This window comes from Porticoccus sp. W117, assembly GCF_030341905.1.
GTDB lineage: Bacteria > Pseudomonadota > Gammaproteobacteria > Pseudomonadales > Porticoccaceae > SCSIO-12696.
The window spans coordinates 37446-54858 of sequence record NZ_JATAAF010000018.1; the positions used below are offsets into that span (position 1 = coordinate 37446).

Annotated in this window: 20 protein-coding genes; 13 read left to right on the forward strand and 7 right to left on the reverse strand. The window is 55.6% G+C overall.

Translation table 11 applies throughout. The features are described 5' to 3' along the window. Positions 1 to 8: 8 nt before the first annotated feature. Together QSV34_RS11950 and QSV34_RS11955 are read right to left on the reverse strand one after the other, a co-directional pair. Positions 9 to 1145: a nucleoid-associated protein gene (locus QSV34_RS11950; protein ID WP_289155005.1), complete on the reverse strand. Its 1137-nt coding sequence runs from the start codon at positions 1143 to 1145 to the stop codon at positions 9 to 11. Continuing rightward, the gene (locus QSV34_RS11955; protein ID WP_289155007.1) at positions 1111 to 2076 is read right to left on the reverse strand and encodes a DUF3179 domain-containing protein; all 966 of its coding nucleotides are present in this window, start codon (positions 2074 to 2076) and stop codon (positions 1111 to 1113) included. The genes QSV34_RS11950 and QSV34_RS11955 overlap by 35 nt, the downstream gene beginning before the upstream one ends. Positions 2077 to 2239: 163 nt before the next feature. Between QSV34_RS11955 and glyA the strand changes: the two genes are divergently transcribed. The 10 genes from glyA (at position 2240) to ribA (ending at position 10761) form a co-directional block, all read left to right on the forward strand. Beyond that, complete coding sequence (gene glyA, locus QSV34_RS11960) at positions 2240 to 3502, forward strand: serine hydroxymethyltransferase (protein WP_289155009.1); 1263 nt, start codon at positions 2240 to 2242, stop codon at positions 3500 to 3502. 78 nt (positions 3503 to 3580) lie between these two features. After that, on the forward strand, positions 3581 to 4048 hold the full coding sequence (gene nrdR / locus QSV34_RS11965; RefSeq protein ID WP_289155011.1) for a transcriptional regulator NrdR: 468 nt from the start codon (positions 3581 to 3583) through the stop codon (positions 4046 to 4048). 280 nt (positions 4049 to 4328) lie between these two features. After that, on the forward strand, positions 4329 to 5420 hold the full coding sequence (ribD, locus tag QSV34_RS11970; RefSeq protein WP_289155034.1) for a bifunctional diaminohydroxyphosphoribosylaminopyrimidine deaminase/5-amino-6-(5-phosphoribosylamino)uracil reductase RibD: 1092 nt from the start codon (positions 4329 to 4331) through the stop codon (positions 5418 to 5420). Positions 5421 to 5471: 51 nt separating this feature from the next. Further along, a complete protein-coding gene (locus QSV34_RS11975; protein ID WP_289155012.1) occupies positions 5472 to 6086 on the forward strand; it encodes a riboflavin synthase in 615 nt (204 codons plus the stop codon). 13 nt (positions 6087 to 6099) lie between these two features. Continuing rightward, the gene (ribBA, locus tag QSV34_RS11980; protein WP_289155013.1) at positions 6100 to 7230 is read left to right on the forward strand and encodes a bifunctional 3,4-dihydroxy-2-butanone-4-phosphate synthase/GTP cyclohydrolase II; all 1131 of its coding nucleotides are present in this window, start codon (positions 6100 to 6102) and stop codon (positions 7228 to 7230) included. A 6-nt stretch (positions 7231 to 7236) separates the two neighbouring features. Continuing rightward, positions 7237 to 7707, forward strand: coding sequence for a 6,7-dimethyl-8-ribityllumazine synthase (ribH, locus tag QSV34_RS11985; RefSeq protein WP_289155015.1), 471 nt, complete (start codon positions 7237 to 7239; stop codon positions 7705 to 7707). A gap of 142 nt (positions 7708 to 7849) precedes the next feature. Further along, positions 7850 to 8287, forward strand: a complete 438-nt coding sequence (gene nusB / locus QSV34_RS11990) for a transcription antitermination factor NusB (protein WP_289155017.1) — start codon at positions 7850 to 7852, stop codon at positions 8285 to 8287. 10 nt (positions 8288 to 8297) lie between these two features. Further along, positions 8298 to 9254, forward strand: coding sequence for a thiamine-phosphate kinase (thiL, locus tag QSV34_RS11995; RefSeq protein WP_289155018.1), 957 nt, complete (start codon positions 8298 to 8300; stop codon positions 9252 to 9254). A 105-nt stretch (positions 9255 to 9359) separates the two neighbouring features. After that, positions 9360 to 9848: a phosphatidylglycerophosphatase A family protein gene (locus QSV34_RS12000; RefSeq protein WP_289155020.1), complete on the forward strand. Its 489-nt coding sequence runs from the start codon at positions 9360 to 9362 to the stop codon at positions 9846 to 9848. Between the two features lie 325 nt (positions 9849 to 10173). After that, entirely contained in the window at positions 10174 to 10761 is a 588-nt protein-coding gene (gene ribA, locus QSV34_RS12005; RefSeq protein ID WP_289155021.1) for a GTP cyclohydrolase II, read from the forward strand. Between the two features lie 80 nt (positions 10762 to 10841). Here the strand turns inward: ribA and QSV34_RS12010 are convergent, their stop codons facing one another. From QSV34_RS12010 to gpmI, 4 genes are all read right to left on the reverse strand, one after another. After that, entirely contained in the window at positions 10842 to 11075 is a 234-nt protein-coding gene (locus QSV34_RS12010) for a DUF6316 family protein (RefSeq protein ID WP_289155023.1), read from the reverse strand. Positions 11076 to 11285: 210 nt separating this feature from the next. Next, positions 11286 to 12584 carry a S41 family peptidase gene (locus QSV34_RS12015; RefSeq protein ID WP_289155025.1) on the reverse strand — a complete coding sequence of 433 codons (1299 nt, stop codon included), beginning with the start codon at positions 12582 to 12584 and terminating at the stop codon, positions 11286 to 11288. A gap of 85 nt (positions 12585 to 12669) precedes the next feature. Beyond that, positions 12670 to 13818, reverse strand: coding sequence for a murein hydrolase activator EnvC family protein (locus QSV34_RS12020; protein ID WP_289155027.1), 1149 nt, complete (start codon positions 13816 to 13818; stop codon positions 12670 to 12672). A gap of 6 nt (positions 13819 to 13824) precedes the next feature. After that, entirely contained in the window at positions 13825 to 15357 is a 1533-nt protein-coding gene (gene gpmI / locus QSV34_RS12025; RefSeq protein WP_289155029.1) for a 2,3-bisphosphoglycerate-independent phosphoglycerate mutase, read from the reverse strand. Between the two features lie 257 nt (positions 15358 to 15614). Between gpmI and QSV34_RS12030 the strand changes: the two genes are divergently transcribed. The 3 genes from QSV34_RS12030 (at position 15615) to secB (ending at position 17027) form a co-directional block, all read left to right on the forward strand. Beyond that, a complete protein-coding gene (locus QSV34_RS12030) occupies positions 15615 to 16103 on the forward strand; it encodes a rhodanese-like domain-containing protein (RefSeq protein ID WP_353738389.1) in 489 nt (162 codons plus the stop codon). Beyond that, positions 16096 to 16353, forward strand: a complete 258-nt coding sequence (gene grxC / locus QSV34_RS12035; RefSeq protein ID WP_289155031.1) for a glutaredoxin 3 — start codon at positions 16096 to 16098, stop codon at positions 16351 to 16353. The genes QSV34_RS12030 and grxC overlap by 8 nt, the downstream gene beginning before the upstream one ends. A gap of 98 nt (positions 16354 to 16451) precedes the next feature. After that, positions 16452 to 17027, forward strand: coding sequence for a protein-export chaperone SecB (secB, locus tag QSV34_RS12040; RefSeq protein WP_289155033.1), 576 nt, complete (start codon positions 16452 to 16454; stop codon positions 17025 to 17027). 216 nt (positions 17028 to 17243) lie between these two features. Here the strand turns inward: secB and QSV34_RS12045 are convergent. Continuing rightward, on the reverse strand, positions 17244 to 17413 hold a 170-nt coding region (locus QSV34_RS12045; RefSeq protein ID WP_289151995.1), incomplete at its 5' end, for a transposase.

Sequence of the window (17413 nt, forward strand, 5' to 3'; positions counted from 1 at the left end):
CTCTCCAGTTATGACTGCAATGGGCTGCTCTCATTGCGTAGATGCTCCAACAACTTTGACCGCAACGCCTTAGGCAACTTCTTTAATGTCAGCACATCGTTTTCGTGGTCGTATTCCACGCTGTTACCGATGCAATCGGCGTTGAAACTGATGCTCATTTCTGGGTCGCGGCCGCTGAGGCGAATGTACTGTTTCAGGCGCCCCCGGTGGGGGATCAGTTCTTTTTTGGGTGGCAGCTTTTCGGCTCGCTCTGCAAAGCCTTTTTGTTCTTCGTAACTCTGTTCGATGTACTGAGCGAATTCCTGGGGTTTGTCTTCGTTGAGTTCCCGCGACAGTTTTTCAAACACCACCGGCTCGGCGTTGCGATCTTGCTCAATGCAGTAATCGACCACTTTGTGGCGGGTTTCCTGAGCCTGTTCTTCCGGCAGGGTTTTGCTGTAACTGTCTACCGCTTCCAGGAATTGGCTGGTGTCGGCGTAAAGATCAATCTGTGGGTCGTCAAAGCCCAGGGTGTTGAAAAAGGCGTCGGTGAGTGGTTTGTCGCCGCGCAGGCGCAAAAGGGATAAATAATTGCTACCGCCCCCTTGCCACTCCCCCAGATTAACCCGCGCTCCCAACATCAAGCTGCCGATGTTCGATGTGCTTTGAATAGAGAGCTTGTTGTCGATATACAGGGCTTCGTCGTGATCCACCATAAACAGGTAGAGATAGTCGGCGTCGGCCAGGTTTTCCCTGCACACAAGCAAGTGTGCCTCCACGGCAGCATCGCACTTGCCCAGTTGTTCGGCCAACAGTTCGGCGGCTTTGCGGGAGAAGCTGGCAAAACCCAACTTGTCTTCACAGTAGCTTTTTAGCAAGCCAGGGAGCGGAAAGCTGCCACTGTCATTGCTGAACAATCCCCAGTTTTTGCCCGCCCGATTGCAGAAAGTGCGTTTTAACTCTCGCAGCAATTCTTCCACCTTTCCGTCCAGGGGCAATTCATCTTCCCGCGACTGGAACTGTGTGTCGCCGCCGGGAATACGTTGCAGGCGGTGGGCAATAACGTGGCTGATGGGCATGGCAGTGGGGTAACTCGCGGTGGTAGAAGGCGCAATTATATCGGTGGAACCCTTACTCCAACAGTTCAGTACGCGGATGAAAAGCATACCAGGCAAACCAGTAGAGCCGGGTGACCGGAATGGTTTGCCGGGTGTCCATGTTGTAGGCCACTACGGAGCCGTCCTGGCGGCGCAAAAGGCGCACAGTGTAATTGCCCACGGTTTGGTTGAAAGCTTTGTTCCGTTGCAGGTAATTTTCGGTTACCGCCAATGCGCGACCATCCACGTCAATGCCGTACACCAGCTGTTTGGGTTTACGGCGGGCGTCCTTGAGGCTCACCGGGAAGTACAACCGCTCGTTTTTGGCGTAGTTGTCGTATTGAGATGGGTTATTCAGAGCTGCCTTGTCACGGCTGTCCGGCTGCAAGATTTGCGTGCGCGGCAGGCTGGCCTTGAGCTTGTTCCAGGGCAGGGTGCGGGTGGTGACCCGTTGCAGCTTTTCCCCGGAGCGCGGGCCGATAATGGCTTCCCCGGTTATTTGTCCCCACAGATGATTGGTGCGGCGATCGTAAAGCACCAGATCGCTGTTGTGCAGCAGACCAGAAACGCCAAACTCTGTGACCAGCCCGTCGACCTGTGCCACAAAAGCCACGCCGGAAGCACACAGTGGGCAGTACGTCACCACAATGGGGGTGTCGCCGAAGCGGTCGTTGACCACCTCCCGACGGTTGAGAATGCGGTGGGGGTAGGCCTTGGTTTGACCGTCGTGCTCAACCACCAGCAACAGATCATCCTCTTGCAGGTAATCGGTGTTGAGAATGCTGTCGAATTTGGGGTTGTCGATGGAGGGAATGCAGTCACGCTTGGGGCAGCCAGCCACTAACTCATTAATATCGATAATGCTGGGTGTGTTTAGATTGTAGTTAAAGGTATCGGTGAGAATGGTCGGCAGGCTGGCAGATGGGGTGGCGTGGCCAGCGCTCTGGGCCCAGCTGATTGTGGCCAGTAATGCGGCGCCAAATAGGGTGGCCAATTTCATGGTCAGTCTCCAATTGCGATTGCTCGCTATGGTGCCACAAATGGCGGCGCAGGCGGCGTTGTTTACAGGTTTTTGCACGGCGCCTGGCCGATAGCGGCGGCTGGTTGTCTCGTGTACAATCGGCGCTCATTTTTTCTGTCCATTTGTACCCCGTGGAGCTGAGATGTTCGACAAAGATTTGACCATTGCCCAATACGACCCGGAAGTGTTCGCTGCGATCCAGAAAGAAGATGCTCGCCAGGAAGAACACATAGAGCTGATTGCCTCCGAGAACTACACCAGCCCCGCAGTGATGGAGGCTCAGGGCTCCAAACTGACCAACAAATACGCAGAGGGTTACCCCCACAAGCGCTACTACGGTGGCTGTGAGTACGTGGACATCACCGAAGACCTCGCTATTCAGCGCGTTAAGGAACTCTACGGTGCTGAATACGCCAACGTGCAGCCCCACTCCGGCTCCCAAGCTAATTCCGCGGTTTACCAGGCTTTGTGTGTGCCCGGCGATACCGTGCTGGGCATGAGCCTGGCGGAAGGCGGCCACCTCACCCACGGTGCCAAGCCCAACTTCTCCGGCAAAATGTACAACGCGGTGCAGTATGGCCTGAACGCCGAAACCGGCGAGCTGGATTATGAGCAAATGGAAGCGCTGGCACTGGAACACAAGCCGAAGATGATTGTTGCCGGTTTCTCCGCCTACTCACGGGTCGTGGATTGGGCGCGCTTCCGCGCCGTTGCCGACAAAGTGGGTGCCTGGTTGATGGTGGATATGGCCCACGTGGCTGGACTGATCGCCGCTGGTGTCTACCCCAACCCCATGCCCTATGCGGATGTGGTGACTTCCACCACCCACAAAACCCTGCGCGGCCCCCGCGGTGGCATCATTCTTACCAACAGCGAAGACGTGGCCAAGAAAATTAACTCCGCGGTGTTCCCCGGCGGCCAGGGCGGTCCCTTGTGTCATGTGATCGCTGCCAAGGCAGTGGCATTCAAGGAAGCGCTCTCCGATGACTTCAAAGGCTATCAAGAGCAAGTGGTCGCCAATGCCCGCACCATGGCCAAAGTATTCCTGGAGCGAGGCATCGACATTGTTTCCGGCGGCACTGACAACCACCTGCTGCTGGTGAGTCTGATTGGCAAAGAGTACACCGGTAAAGATGCTGAGGAAGCCTTGGGCGCCGCCTTTATCACCGTCAACAAAAACGCCGTACCTAACGATCCGCGTTCGCCGTTTATTACCAGCGGCCTGCGTGTTGGTACGCCAGCTATTACCACCCGCGGTTTTGGCGAAGCGGAAACCGAGAAAATGACCGGCTGGATTTGCGACATTCTCGAATCCCTGGAAAACGGCACTTCCGAACAGGTAGTTCCACAGGTGAAAGAGCAGGTGTTGGCGCTTTGTGCTGCTTTCCCTGTTTACGGGAAGTAACGTGGGACGAGAGATGTGAGATGAAAGACGAGTCTCTCGTCTTTCGCCTCCCATCTCTCGCGACTGAAAGGAGCACCTATGCACTGCCCATTCTGCAGCGCAGACGACACCAAAGTTATCGACTCGCGCCTGGTTGCCGAAGGCGGCCAGGTGCGCCGTCGTCGCGAGTGCCTTTCCTGCAAGGAGCGCTTTACCACCTACGAGATGGCAGAGTTGTTGATGCCGCGGGTGATCAAAAGCGACAACAACCGCGAGCCTTTTAATGAAGACAAGCTCCGCGCCGGCTTGCTGCGGGCGTTGGAAAAGCGCCCGGTAAGCACCGAGCAGATTGAGGCAGCGCTTTCCCATATCAAACACGCACTGCAGGCTGCAGGGGAGCGCGAGGTACCCAGCCGGGTGGTAGGCGAGCAGGTGATGGAACAGCTGCGCCAGTTGGACGAAGTGGCCTATGTGCGCTTTGCCTCTGTGTATCGCAGTTTTCAGGATCTCAATGAATTTCGCGCCGAGCTGGATAAACTGGAAAGCAACGGCCGCGCTGCCAAGTAGGGCTTGTTGACGCTTCATATCCGCCACTGTTGGAGGTTGAAAAGGCGTCCATCTAGGCGCGAGGAGAGTGGTTTGGTCATTTCAAATGAGCGACGAGCAACAACGAGGGGCGCCTTTTCAGCCCCAACCCCTTTTATTAAAACGTATGGGGCTGAGGCTATTTTTGCGCTCCACTGCGTTGGAAAAAGCTGGTGTAGAGTGACTACACGTCACTTTTTCCGCCTTGTTGAGCGCAAAAATCGCTCTCAGCAGTGGTGGATATGAAGCGTGAACAAGCCCTATTTCTATGAACACCACTGACCAAATTCACATGGCCCGCGCCGTTCAATTGGCGCGCTGCGGGCGTTACACCACTTCCCCAAACCCGCGGGTAGGTTGTGTGATTGAGCGTGATGGTGTGGTGATTGGTGAAGGTTGGCACCAGTGGGCTGGCGAGGGCCATGCGGAGGTCAACGCTCTGGCTGCAGCGGGCGATGCCTCTGGTGCCACGGTATATGTCACATTGGAACCTTGCAGCCATCAGGGCCTGACAGGCCCTTGTGCCGAAGCGCTGGTTAACGCCAATGTGGCGAAAGTTATTTACGGTATGGAAGACCCTAACCCCAAGGTGGCAGGTCGCGGGCTGCAGTTCTTGCGGGATGCGGGTATTGCCGTTGAAGGCCCACTGTTGGAAGCGCAGTGCCAGCAGCTCAACCCCGGCTTCTGTAAGCGCATGACGTCTGATTTGCCGCGAGTAGCGGTAAAGCTGGCCATGAGCATCGATGGCCGCACTGCCATGGCCAGTGGCGAAAGCCAGTGGATCACCGGCCCGGCGGCGCGCGCCGATGTGCAAAAACTGCGCGCGAGCAGCTGCGCCATTGTCACCGGCATTGGCACGGTATTGCAGGACGACCCGGCCATGACCGTGCGCGATAATGACCTTGGCGCTTTACGGGCTGGCCAGCAGCACATTCGCCAACCCCTGAAAGTGGTGGTGGACAGCGCGGGCAAACTACCTGTGGATGCCACTATCCGCAATCAGCCTGGAGAGCTGCTGGTTGTCACTGCGGGAGCGAGCGTAAGTGATGCTGAGAGCATCGCACTTCCCGCAGACAGCGGTCAGGTAGACTTGCTGGCACTGTTGCAGGAATTGGCAAGGCGCCAGTGTAATGAAGTGCTGGTGGAAGCGGGCGCGGAATTGGCTGGGGCTTTTGTAGAGGCAGGGCTGGTGGATCAGCTTGTGATCTATCAAGCCCCGACATTGCTGGGCAGCAGCGCCCTGCCATTGTTAAACCTGCCATTTGAAAAAATGGCCGAGCAATTGCAGTTAACCATTACCGATACTCGAACCGTAGGCGACGATATTCGTATTACTGCGGTTCCAAAAATGTAAGGCGGTTTAGCGTGCGACTTCTGACGTCAGACATCCGACTCAAGGATTACTATGTTTACCGGAATTATCGAAGCCGTAGGTGAAATTGCCGAGCTGGAACAGCGCGGCGGCGACGTGCGCCTGCGGGTAAAAACCAATGACCTGGGCCTCGGCGACGTTGACCTTGGCGACAGCATTGCCACCAACGGCGTCTGCCTGACCGTAATCGAATTGCCCGGTGATGGCTATGTGGCGGATGTGTCGGTGGAAACCCTGAACTTGACCACTGTGGGCAACTGGGCGGTAGGTACACCGGTCAACCTGGAAAAGGCGCTGACCCCCCAGACTCGCCTTGGCGGTCATATGGTCAGCGGCCATGTGGATGCAGTGGGCGAAGTGGTGAGCCGTCACCCGGATGCCCGCTCTGAACGCTTTGTATTGCGCGCACCCGCAGAGCTGGCCAAGTACATCGCCCACAAAGGCTCCATTACCGTGGATGGCACCAGCCTGACAGTAAATGCGGTGAACGGCTGTGATTTTGATTTAAACATTGTGCCCCATACGCTGGGAAAAACCGTGATGGGCGCTTACCAGCCAGGCACAAAAATCAATCTGGAAGTGGACTTGATTGCCCGCTATCTGGAACGTTTACTGCTCGGTGACCAAGCCGCAGAGAGAAACGCTTAAAAGGCACAACCCCATGACACTGAACAACTCTTGTTTAAGTTTAAATACCACGGAAGAACTGATCGACGAAATCCGCCAGGGGCGCATGGTGATCCTGATGGACGATGAGGATCGCGAAAACGAAGGCGACCTGGTGATGGCCGCATCCCAGGTGCGCCCGGAAGACATCAACTTTATGGCCACCGAGGGCCGCGGTTTGGTGTGCATGCCCATGAGCCGGGAGCGATGCGAGCAGCTCAACCTGCCATTGATGGTGGGCACCGCCGGTGGTCGTTTTGGTACCAATTTCACCCTGTCTATTGAAGCGGCAGAAGGCGTGACAACAGGTATTTCCGCAGCGGATCGCGCTCGCACCATCCAGGCGGCGGTGGCACCCAATGCTACGCCGATTGATATCGTTCAGCCGGGCCATATCTTTCCGATTATGGCGCAGCCCGGTGGCGTGCTGAGTCGTGCCGGACATACCGAAGCCAGCTGCGACTTATCCCGCCTTGCCGGTTATGAATCCGCGGCAGTGATCGTGGAGATCATGAACGAGGACGGCACCATGGCGCGCCGCCCGGATCTGGAAAAATTTGCCAAAAAGCACAACCTGAAAATTGGCACCATCGCCGATCTTATTCACTATCGCATCGCCACCGAAAAAACCGTGGAATGCATCGCCAGCCGCGAAATCAACACCGGTTATGGTGATTTTCAGCTGCACACCTACCTGGATGTGGCGCGAGGCGAAAAACACTTCGCCTTTGTAAAAGGCGATCTGGATGGAGAGCCACCGTTGGTAAGGGTGCATGTGGGGAATACACTTAAAGACGTGTTTACACTGCACAAGCCCAATAGCACTCACGCCAGCTGGACTTTCCCCAAGGCCATGCAAACAGTCGCCAGTGAAGGGCGCGGTGTGGTGGTGCTGTTATGTCATGAAGAGAGCGCCGACGATGTGGAGCAGCAGCTGCAACACCTGTTTGATGAAGCGCCGGTCAGCAACAGCAAGGCGCCCATGGTATACCAGCAGGTAGGCACCGGCTCGCAAATACTGCGGGAGCTGGGCGTTACCAAAATGCGCTTGCTGAGTGCCCCGTTTAAATTCCCCGCGCTTTCCGGTTTCGACCTGGAAGTGGTGGAAATGATCGATACAGAGTAAACAGTTATGAGTGAATACCGCCCGGACGAAGGCAGTTTTGATATTGGCGAAGCGCGCATTGCCATTGTTGTAGCGCGCTGGAACGGTGAAATTACCGAAGGCTTGTTGACTGGTGCACGCCGCGCTCTGGCGCGCCACGGTTTTGACGAGCACAACCTGGAAGTATTCCGTGTACCCGGTGCTTTTGAGCTGCCACTGGCAACGCAAAAGGTACTCGATACCAGTCGCTTTGATGCGGTGCTGGCACTGGGCTGCGTGATTCGCGGCGATACCCCCCACTTCGACTACGTGTGTGCGGAAACCACTCGCGGTCTTGGCGAAGTATCCCTGAAAGAGGGCAAAGTGGTGGCCTTCGGCCTGCTGACCACCGACACACTGGAACAGGCGCAGCTGCGCTCTGCGGACAACGAAGAAAATAAGGGTGAAGAAGCGGCGCTGACGGCGTTGGAAATGCTGACCTTGTTTCGGAATTTATAGTTTAGAAATCTATAGTTCCGCAACCTTTAAGTAATTACCGTCATCCTGAGCGGCGCAGCCGCGTGAGGATCTCACAACTCTCAAACGCCGAGATCCTCACGTCGCTTCGCTCCTCAGGATGACAAACTGAAGAGAGAAAAACGTGAGCACACCATCACAGCGCAAAAAAGCCCGCCACTTGTTGGTGCAGGCGCTTTACCAGTGGCATATGAGCGGCAGCTCCCTGGTGGACATCGAAGCGGAATTTCACACCGACCACGATATGAAAAAACTGGACGGCGATTACTTCCGGGAGATTCTCCACGGCGTTGCCAAACAGGCGGATACCATTGAGGCCACCTACAAACCCCATCTGGATCGCGCAGAAAACGAGCTTGACCCTGTCGCACGGGCGGTATTGCAACTGAGCTGCTACGAAATGCTCTACCGCATTGATGTGCCCTACAAAGTAGTGATCAATGAAGCAGTCTCTCTGGCGAAAAAATTTGGCGCCACCGACTCCTACAAATACATCAACGGCGTGATGGACAAAGTGGCGGCGGACAAGCGTGCCGCCGAAGTACAAGCCGCGCGGGGCTGACTGCCGCCAGATGGATGAATTCGGGCTGATCCAGCGTTACTTCTCCGGCCTGCAGCAGCTCGCCGATGGGGTGGTGTTGGGTATTGGCGATGACGCCGCTGTACTTGAAATCCCCCCTCATGAACAACTGGTTGTGACCACCGATACTCTGGTGGAAGGGGTTCATTTTCCCGCAGATATTGCCGCAGAGCATGTGGCCAGCCGCGCACTGGGCAGCAACCTCAGCGATCTGGCAGCCATGGGAGCGGAGCCGCGCTGGTTCTCCCTGGCACTGACTCTACCCCAAGTGGATGCCGATTGGCTGGCTGGTTTTAGCCAGGGGTTGGCGCAGCTGTCCCGCACTCATCGCTGTGCTCTGGTGGGTGGCGATACCACGCGTGGCCCATTGTCAGTGACGATCACGGTGCATGGCACCGTGCCTCGCAACAAAGCCCTCACACGATGCGGTGCGTGCCCTGGCGATCGCCTGTTTGTCAGCGGTGTGCCCGGTATGGGGGCGGCCGGGTTGGCCTGCCTGCAAGGTGATTGGGATGTGGCAGACAGCGGTGCCCGCCAACAGCTACTGAATCGTTTTCTCAAACCTGAACCACGTCTACAACTGGGCCTGAAACTGCGGGGTATTGCCAGTGCCGCTATCGATATCTCCGACGGCCTGCTGGCGGATCTCGGCCATATTTGCCAGCGCAGTGGTGTTGGAGCTCAGTTGGACATTAAGGCATTAGAAGCGTTGCCATGGCCTGAAACACTGAACACGGAAAAACGTTTGTTGCGATGGACGCTGGCAGGGGGCGATGACTACGAACTCTGCTTTGCGGTGCCCGAGAAAAACCTCGATGCACTATCCGCGCTACAATCTGAACTTGCTATTACCGCTATTGGTGAAGTCATGGAAGGTGAAGGGTTGTGGACTATCGATGGCAATGGTCAGCGTACAGAACTTAGCGCCAGCGGTTATCAACATTTTTGACTATTGTCATCCTGAGGCCGCGTAGCGGCTGTGAGGATCCCCGTACTTGGTGATTGCGAGATCCTCACGGTCGCTTCGCTCCCTCAGGATGACAAGGATTAATAAATGAGCGAAGTGATAAAGAGCCCCACCTTCCCACAATTACTGAAGAATCCAGTCCACCTGCTGGCCTTCGGTTTCGGTTCCGGCCTCTCTCCCAAGGCGCCCGGTACAGCAGGTACGGTGCTGGCGGTGTTGTTCTACCTGCCTCTGTCGCAACTGGCGCTGCCCTGGTATCTGCTGGTAGTGGCACTAACGGCTTTGCTGGGCATTTACCTGTGCGGCAAAACCGCTCGCGATCTGGGGGTGCACGACCACCCTGGTATTGTCTGGGATGAGTTTGTTGGCTTCTGGTTGGCCATGGCTGCACTGCCAGCTACCTGGTGCTGGATAGCTGCGGGTTTTGTGCTGTTTCGGATATTCGATATCGCCAAACCTTGGCCCATTGGCTGGTGTGACAAGCGCGTCCATGGTGGCACGGGCATTATGCTGGACGACCTGCTGGCGGGTATTTACAGCTGGATAATTCTGTTTGCGGCCTATCAATTTTTTTGAGCAAGCGGTAGGGTCTGTTGGCGCTTCATCTCCGCCACTGTTGGCGGTTGAAAAGGCGCCCATCTAGGCGCGAGGAATGTGATTTGGTCATTCCCCTCTCCATGATGGGGAGTAGCGACGAGCAACAACGAGGGGCGCCTTTTCAGCCCCAACCCCGGGGGCTGAGGCTATTTTTGCGCTCCACTGCGTTGTAAATCGCTTATGTAGAGTGACTACACGGCACTCTTTACGCCTTGTTGAGCGCAAAAATTGCTCTCAGCAGAGGTGGATATGAAGCGCCAACAGACCCTACAATAGCCGCCCCAATGATGTTTCGGAGCGTTTTGTGACCCTGCAATTTGTGGAATCCTCACAACTTCCCACACAATTTGGCGTATTTGCCATTCATGGCTTTGACGACCGCGCCAACAACAAAGAGCATATTGCACTTTCTATGGGAGATCTGTCCGGCGATGAGCCGGTTCTGATGCGAGTGCATTCCGAATGCCTGACCGGCGATGCACTGTTTTCCCAGCGCTGTGATTGTGGCTCGCAACTGCAAACCGCCATGGAAAGAATTGCTGCCGAGGGTCGTGGTGTGATCCTGTACCTGCGTCAGGAGGGGCGTGGCATTGGCCTGCTTAACAAGATTAAGGCCTACAACCTTCAGGACGCCGGTCACGATACCGTGGAAGCCAATGAGAAACTGGGCTTCGGCGCGGATATGCGCGACTACAGCATTTGCCAGCCGATGCTGGAGCACTTGCAGATCAGCAAGGTAAAGCTGATGACCAATAACCCCCGCAAAGTGAAGGCCATTTCAGATCATGGCGTGGAAGTTGTAGAGCGAGTGCCGCTGCAGTCTGGCTGCAACCCCCACAATGCCAAATATCTGGCTACCAAGGCGGGTAAGCTGGGGCACCTGTTTGATTAGAAAGTTGACTGAGTGAACGTTCTTCAGAACGCAAAAGCCCGGCTCGAAGCCGGGCTTTTCGATTTTGCTGATGATTTGCCTCAGGTGCCGAACTTGGTGCCTGTGGTAAAGAACTGCAGTGATGACGGGTCGGCGCGGGTTACAAACTCGATGTAATCACTTACCCCGGCCTGAGCTTGAGGTTTGGAGTCATACGGGCCCACTGCAGCACCTTCTCTGGTGGCAAAAAACCAGAAATTGTGCAAATTAAAAAAACGTTCACTGCGTACCGGAACCGGTTGGGCAGCGTCGCCTTCTCTATACTCTGGTACCACTTCTATACCCTCCCACGGGTTTATGCTTGTGAATACTGCTTTGTTTTCAGCCAACGTTGTGACAAAAAATTGTGACAAACGTTTTGCGCAAATACTAGAAGTCCTTCCTAATATAGAATTCCGACCACTAATTTGATCTTTTTCTGCATCGGAATCCAGATGAATTGTGACTTAATTGTTACAGGCGGTCAAATACTCGGTTTAGTGGTATTAATCCTTGCGGCTGAGGATATAAACGCCTTTTAAAACGTTCAGACCTTCCACCAATTGGTTGTCCATAATGTCTTCCGCTGAATCTTTGTCGTCACTTTGTGCGGAATCTTTACCCGGATTCGACAGGTGGCCTCGCAGGCTCGATTCGCTGACCACATAATCCGACCCTTCAACGGGCACAATATCGGCCCGTTTGATGACAATATCTGGTTGTATGCCGGTGGCCTGAATGGAGCGGCCGCTGGGGGTGAAGTAGCGTGCGGTAGTGAGTTTGACTCCTTCAGTTTCAGAAATCTGCACCACACTTTGTACCGAGCCTTTGCCAAAGCTGCGAGTACCCACCACGATGGCGCGGCGGTGATCCTGCAAGGCGCCAGCGACAATTTCAGAGGCGGATGCGGAACCGCCATCAATCAGCACTACCACGGGAATATTGCCGGTAATGTCATCGGAACTGGCTTCGTATTCGGTGTTGGAGCTGGGCAGGCGGCCTTTGGTATAGGTGACCATACCGCCGTCCAATAAAGTGTCGGCCACTTCCACTGCTGCGGGCAGTACGCCGCCGGGGTTGTTGCGCAGGTCGAGAATCAAGCCTTTAAACGGGGTTTCTGAACCCATCAACTTCAACAGGCTGTTGCGGAACTGTTCGCCGGTTTCCACCTGGAACTGGGCGATGCGAATGTAGCCGTAGCCCGGCTCCAGAATGCGGCTGCGAACACTGAGGGATTTGATGGTGTCGCGGGTCAGTTCCAGAGTCAGTGGCCGGGCGCTGCCCTTGCGCACAATGGTCAGCATAATCTGGGTGCCACGGGGGCCGCGCATCAACGCGATGGCTTCGTCCTGGTTAAGCCCTTTAACCAGCTTGTCGCCGATCTTGATGATGCGGTCGCCGGCGCGGATGCCCGCTTTGGTGGCCGGCGAATCGTCGATAGGGGCCACCACCAGAACCGCGTTGTCTTCCATATCCACTTCAATGCCGATGCCGCTGAACTCCTCGCCATTGCTGCTTTTTTGCAGCTGGGCAAAGGCTTCTTCATTTAAGTAGGTGGAGTGGGGGTCGAGGTTACCCAACAAACCATTAATGGCATTTTGCAGCAGGGTGCGGTCGTCCACTTCTTCCACGTAAGATTTGCGAATGTGGTCGAAAATCTGGGTAAAAGCGCGCAACTCCTCAAGGGGAAGCTGTGCTTTGGGGGCAGATTCCTGCTCGCTTTCGGCAGCGTTCAATGGGCTACCCAACAAAAGCGTCAGGGGCAGGGCGATGGCAAGTTGGCGCAAGCGGCGGTTGCAATGCATGGTGTTGCCTTAATTGGGTTATGAATCAAACAGTGTAGGTTTGGAGGGCGGAAAAGGAAAAGAGTTTCTTGCCGAAGGGCGCTTTTTAGCTTCTTTTCAGCCACTTTGCCGGATTGCGCGGTTGACTGTTCTTGCGGATCTCAAAATACAGGGCGCTGTTGTCCAGGCCGCCTGAACTGCCTACCCGAGAAATGGGCTCGCCACTTTGTACCCACTCGCCGGTTTCTTTCAACAACACCTGGTTGTGGGCGTAGAGGCTCATGTAGCCGTCGCCGTGGTCGAGAATAATCAGCAGGCCATGGCCCCTGAGGTAGTCAGAAAATACCACCCGGCCGTGATGAATAGCATTCACCGGTGTTCCTGCTCTGGCGCCCAACAGCCAGCCATTCCAGCGAATGTCTGCCTGGCGGCGGTTGCCAAAACGTTTGCGCAACTGGCCTTTCACCGGCCACTGCAACTTGCCTTGGCGCTTTGCAAAAGGCTCGCTGTTGCCTGGCAAGTCCAGTTCGGCAATGGCCCGTTCCAGTTCGGCGATCACCTGCTCCAGGGCGGCGCGCTCACGTTGCAGTTTGCTCAGCTGCTTTTTGTCGCTGTTGATGGTTTTCGACAGTGCCGCCAGCGCCACTTTGCGATCTGCGATGCGTTCTTTCAGCCCTGCCTGTTGTTGTTTCAATTGTTGCTGCTGAGCCAACTGTTGCTGTTGTTTTTTGGTGATGTCGGCCTGTACGTGTTCGAGCTTGGTGATGGTATCCAGATAACCCTGGATTTTGTCATTGCGCGCCTGCAGAAAATAGTCGTGGTATTTGAGCAGGCGATTGAAGCGCGCCGGATCCTGTTCATTGAGCAACAGCTTGATCTGTTCTTCGCGGCCCATGCGGTAGGCGGCGTTGATGTGTTGGCCAATGAATTCCTGCTGCTGCTGACGGGCGCGTTGCAGTTGCTGGCGTTCCTTGTCCAGCTGCTTCAGTTCCGCTTTCAGTTGTGAGAGGGCGTGTTGGCTGGCGGAAATTTGCTGGCGCAGTTTGCCTGCCGCTACTTCGGATTCGCGCAATGCTTTGCTTTGTTGATTGTGATCCTGGGAGCTGGCTCGCAGGTTTTTTTGCAGTTCCGCGATACGGCCTTTGAGGGCGTCGAGCTTTTTCTGTTCGCTGGCCTTGTCTGCCTGCAACGGCCCGCACAGCAGTAGGCCCGCCAGCAGGCAAAGGGCGCGAACTGTGCTGTTGCCTGCTTTCACAAGCAGTTAGCCCTGCAAAATAGCCAGTGAGCGACCACCCATTTCGGCGGGCTGCTGCAAATCCATCAGCGCCAACATGGTGGGCGCCACATCTGCCAGGGAGCCGCCATCCACCAGGGTCAGGTCACGCCCGCCCACATACACGAAAGGCACCGGCAAGGTGCTGTGCTGGGTGCTGATCTGACCGGATTCGGCGTCGAACATCTCTTCCAGGTTGCCGTGGTCGGCGGTGATCAGGCAGTCGCCACCCGCAGCGTTAACCGCGTCGGTGATGCGCCCTACGCACTGGTCGACAAATTCAGCAGCTTTGACGGCAGCGTCGAAGACACCCGTATGGCCTACCATGTCGCCGTTGGCGTAGTTGCAGATCACCGCGTCGTATTTGCCGGACTCTATCGCCGCCACCAGTTTGTCGGTGACTTCTTCAGCACTCATTTCCGGCTGCAGGTCGTAAGTGGCCACCTGGGGGCTGGGTACCAGAATGCGGTCTTCGCCTTCGTACAGTTCTTCCCGGCCGCCGGAGTAGAAAAAGGTAACGTGTGCGTATTTTTCCGTTTCCGCAATACGCAGCTGGGTTTTGCCCAGCCCGGCCAGATACTCACCCATGGAATTCGCCAGTGGTTGTGGCGGGAAGGCGCAGGGTGTATTGATATCGGCGGCGTACTCGGTGGTCATCACAAAATCCGCCAGCGCCGGGGTGGCGTTGCGCTCAAAACTGTCAAAGCCTGGTTCCACAAAGGCGCGCGTAATCTGGCGGGCGCGGTCCGGACGGAAGTTCATAAACAGTACCGCATCGCCATCTTCGATAGCGGCGCCACCGGCAATGGCGGTGGCTTGCACAAACTCGTCGTTTTCTTCGCGCTCATAGGCCGCCTGCAGGCCAGTAACGGCACTGTCGGCACAGAAGTCTGCTTTGCATTGGGTCAACAGGTCGTAGGCGCTTTGCACCCGATCCCAGCGAGAGTCCCGGTCCATGGCATAGTAGCGGCCGCACAGACTGGCGATCTGGCCAACCCCCAGCTCTGCCAGTTTGGCGTCGGCCTTTTCCAGGGATGGCAAGGCGCTGCGTGGTGGGCAGTCGCGGCCATCCAGAAAGGCGTGTACATACACTTTGCTGGCGCCTCGCTGGGCAGCCAGCTCACAAGCGGCGAGCATATGATCTTCATGGCTGTGTACACCCCCCGGTGACAGCAAACCAAGAATGTGTACGGCCTTGTCCGCCTTAACGGCCTTGTCGATGGCGGCTACGTAAGTGGTGTTGTTAAAAAAATCACCATCTTCAATGGCTTTATTGATACGGGTGAAGTTCTGGTACACCACTCGGCCAGCACCCAGGGTCATATGGCCCACTTCGCTGTTGCCCATCTGGCCCTCGGGCAGACCTACCGCCATCCCCGATGTTTGGATCAGAGTGCGAGGTGCCTGCGCCCACAGTTTGTCCCACACCGGGGTGTTGGCACTGTGGATGGCGTTGTGTTCGGTAGAGTCGCTGTGGCCCCAACCGTCGAGAATTAAAAGTACCAGGGGTTTCTTTGTCATGGTGGCTGTACAGGTGAGTGAAAAGCAGCGCTGATATTAACGGTTTAAAGGCTTTAACGTAAGACGTTAGACGAGAGATGTGAGACGTAGGCGGCGGGGTTCGTCTCACGTCTTAAATGACTCGCCACATCCATGTGGCTCGGGCTGCGCCCACCAGCGCTTCGCTCGGTGCCCAAATAGGCTATCCTGCCGATTTGTCTCACGTTTCACGTCTTGTATACTCCCGCCCCTTGTGTTGAGTAACAGGAAATCGTTCTGTGGAATTTTTCGTTTTTATCAGTGAGCAGTGGCTGCTGGTGAGCATTGGACTGGTGTTGATCTACCTGCTGGCCATTACCGAGGGCAACAAAGGGGGCAAGTTGTTGTCTACCGGTGAAGTGGTAGTGCTGCTAAACAGTGGCGACGGTGTGTTGCTGGACGTGCGCCCTCACAAGGAATTTGATGCAGGCCACATCACCGACGCGGTGAATATCCCCCACGACAAGCTGGCGGCGCGGCTGTCAGAGTTGGACAAATACAAGGGTAAAACCCTGGTGGTGGCCGACAAGCTGGGGCAGCATGCAGGTGCCGCTGGCAAGGTGTTGCGCAAGCAGGGCTTTGATGTGCGCCGTATTCGCGGTGGCGTTGCTGAGTGGCAGAATCAGAACCTGCCGTTGGTGAAAGGCAAGGAGAAGATCAAGGACAAGAGCAAAGACAAGGAAAAGAGTAAATCCAAAGGTAAAAAGAAGGCCAAAGCTAATGCCTGATGTAGTACTTTATGGCACCCGTTTCTGCCCCTACTGTATCGCTGCTCGACGCTTGCTGAAGCGCAAGAGCGTCGACTTCAAGGACATCGGCGTCGATGGCAATCCCAAACTGCGGGCGGAAGTGATGCAGCGCAGTGGCCAGCGCACAGTGCCGCAAATCTGGGTAGGTAAAACCCATGTAGGCGGCTTTGATGACCTTCAACATATGGACCACAACGGCAAATTAGACAAATTACTGGCCAGCGCTTGAAATGGCCAAAAATGGTGCCATATAACTGGCACAGGAGGCAGTAAGCCCTGCGGCTTGCTGGCAAGAATGACTAAAGTAGAACAGATAAGGCGAGTTCCATGACTGACGAAACCACCAACGAAAACATCGAAGAAACCACCGAAACTGAGCAACCGACCGAAACCGATGGTGGTGCTGAAGGCGAGCAGGCTGCAGCTCAAGGTGAACAACCCCAGGTTCAGTTCGCTATGCAGCGCATGTACCTGAAGGATCTGTCCTTCGAAACGCCTCAGGGTGTCGAGGCATTCCGCAAACAGTGGAAGCCCAACGTCAATCAGGAAATGACCACCAAAACCAAAAAGATCGAAGACGGTCTTTATGAAGTCACCCTGCAACTCACCATCACCGTAAAGAGCGAAGAAGAAGCTCTCTATCTGGTAGAAGTTCAGCAGGCAGGCCTGTTCACTGTTACTGGTCTGGAAGGCCAACAGCTGGCGCAAGTGCTGAATACCGCCTGCCCCAATATGCTGTTCCCTTACGCTCGCGAAGTGATCGACAACGTAGTGACCAAAGGCTCCTTCCCAGCGCTGATGTTGCCGCCCATCAACTTTGACGCCCTGTTTGTGCAAGCATTGGCACAGGCCAAAGCACAAGCTGAGCAACAGCAAGAAGGCGCTGGCGAAACCACCCACTGAGTTTGAGTTCGCCATAACTTCTTAAAGCCCACCACAAGGTGGGCTCAGATCGCTGACAAACCCTGGCATTTTTGCTGGGGTTTGTTGTTTCTGGGCATTGCTAACCCAAAAGCCGGAGAGTTTCTCGAATCTAGGTTGAGCCTCGCAAACACCGTACTGGGGCATTTACAGAGGCTAAGCAAGGGGTTTGGAGTGTAGAGAGGGCTCAATAGAGGCTCAGGCCGCCATCTGAGCAATTTTCTTGATGTTTTGGGCAGTTGCAGCCATCAGACACTGACCAGCCACTCTATTAAGCCTGGTGTAGCGAGCATATCGATAACCGTGTAGTTGTTTAGCATCAGCGAAGCTGCGTTCAACTGTCTCCTGCCGGCGCCTGTAAATCTCTT

Bases quoted from the DNA above. Each gene is read 5' to 3' on its own strand.
- thiL (WP_289155018.1), top strand. From the start codon at position 8,298: ATGGATGAATTCGGGCTGATCCAGCGTTACTTCTCCGGCCTGCAGCAG.
- QSV34_RS11950 (WP_289155005.1), bottom strand. From the start codon at position 1,145: ATGCTTTTCATCCGCGTACTGAACTGTTGGAGTAAGGGTTCCACCGAT.
- QSV34_RS11955 (WP_289155007.1), bottom strand. From the start codon at position 2,076: ATGAAATTGGCCACCCTATTTGGCGCCGCATTACTGGCCACAATCAGC.
- QSV34_RS12000 (WP_289155020.1), top strand. From the start codon at position 9,360: ATGAGCGAAGTGATAAAGAGCCCCACCTTCCCACAATTACTGAAGAAT.
- grxC (WP_289155031.1), top strand. From the start codon at position 16,096: ATGCCTGATGTAGTACTTTATGGCACCCGTTTCTGCCCCTACTGTATC.
- glyA (WP_289155009.1), top strand. From the start codon at position 2,240: ATGTTCGACAAAGATTTGACCATTGCCCAATACGACCCGGAAGTGTTC.
- QSV34_RS11975 (WP_289155012.1), top strand. From the start codon at position 5,472: ATGTTTACCGGAATTATCGAAGCCGTAGGTGAAATTGCCGAGCTGGAA.
- ribH (WP_289155015.1), top strand. From the start codon at position 7,237: ATGAGTGAATACCGCCCGGACGAAGGCAGTTTTGATATTGGCGAAGCG.
- nrdR (WP_289155011.1), top strand. From the start codon at position 3,581: ATGCACTGCCCATTCTGCAGCGCAGACGACACCAAAGTTATCGACTCG.
- ribBA (WP_289155013.1), top strand. From the start codon at position 6,100: ATGACACTGAACAACTCTTGTTTAAGTTTAAATACCACGGAAGAACTG.
- secB (WP_289155033.1), top strand. From the start codon at position 16,452: ATGACTGACGAAACCACCAACGAAAACATCGAAGAAACCACCGAAACT.
- QSV34_RS12015 (WP_289155025.1), bottom strand. From the start codon at position 12,584: ATGCATTGCAACCGCCGCTTGCGCCAACTTGCCATCGCCCTGCCCCTG.
- gpmI (WP_289155029.1), bottom strand. From the start codon at position 15,357: ATGACAAAGAAACCCCTGGTACTTTTAATTCTCGACGGTTGGGGCCAC.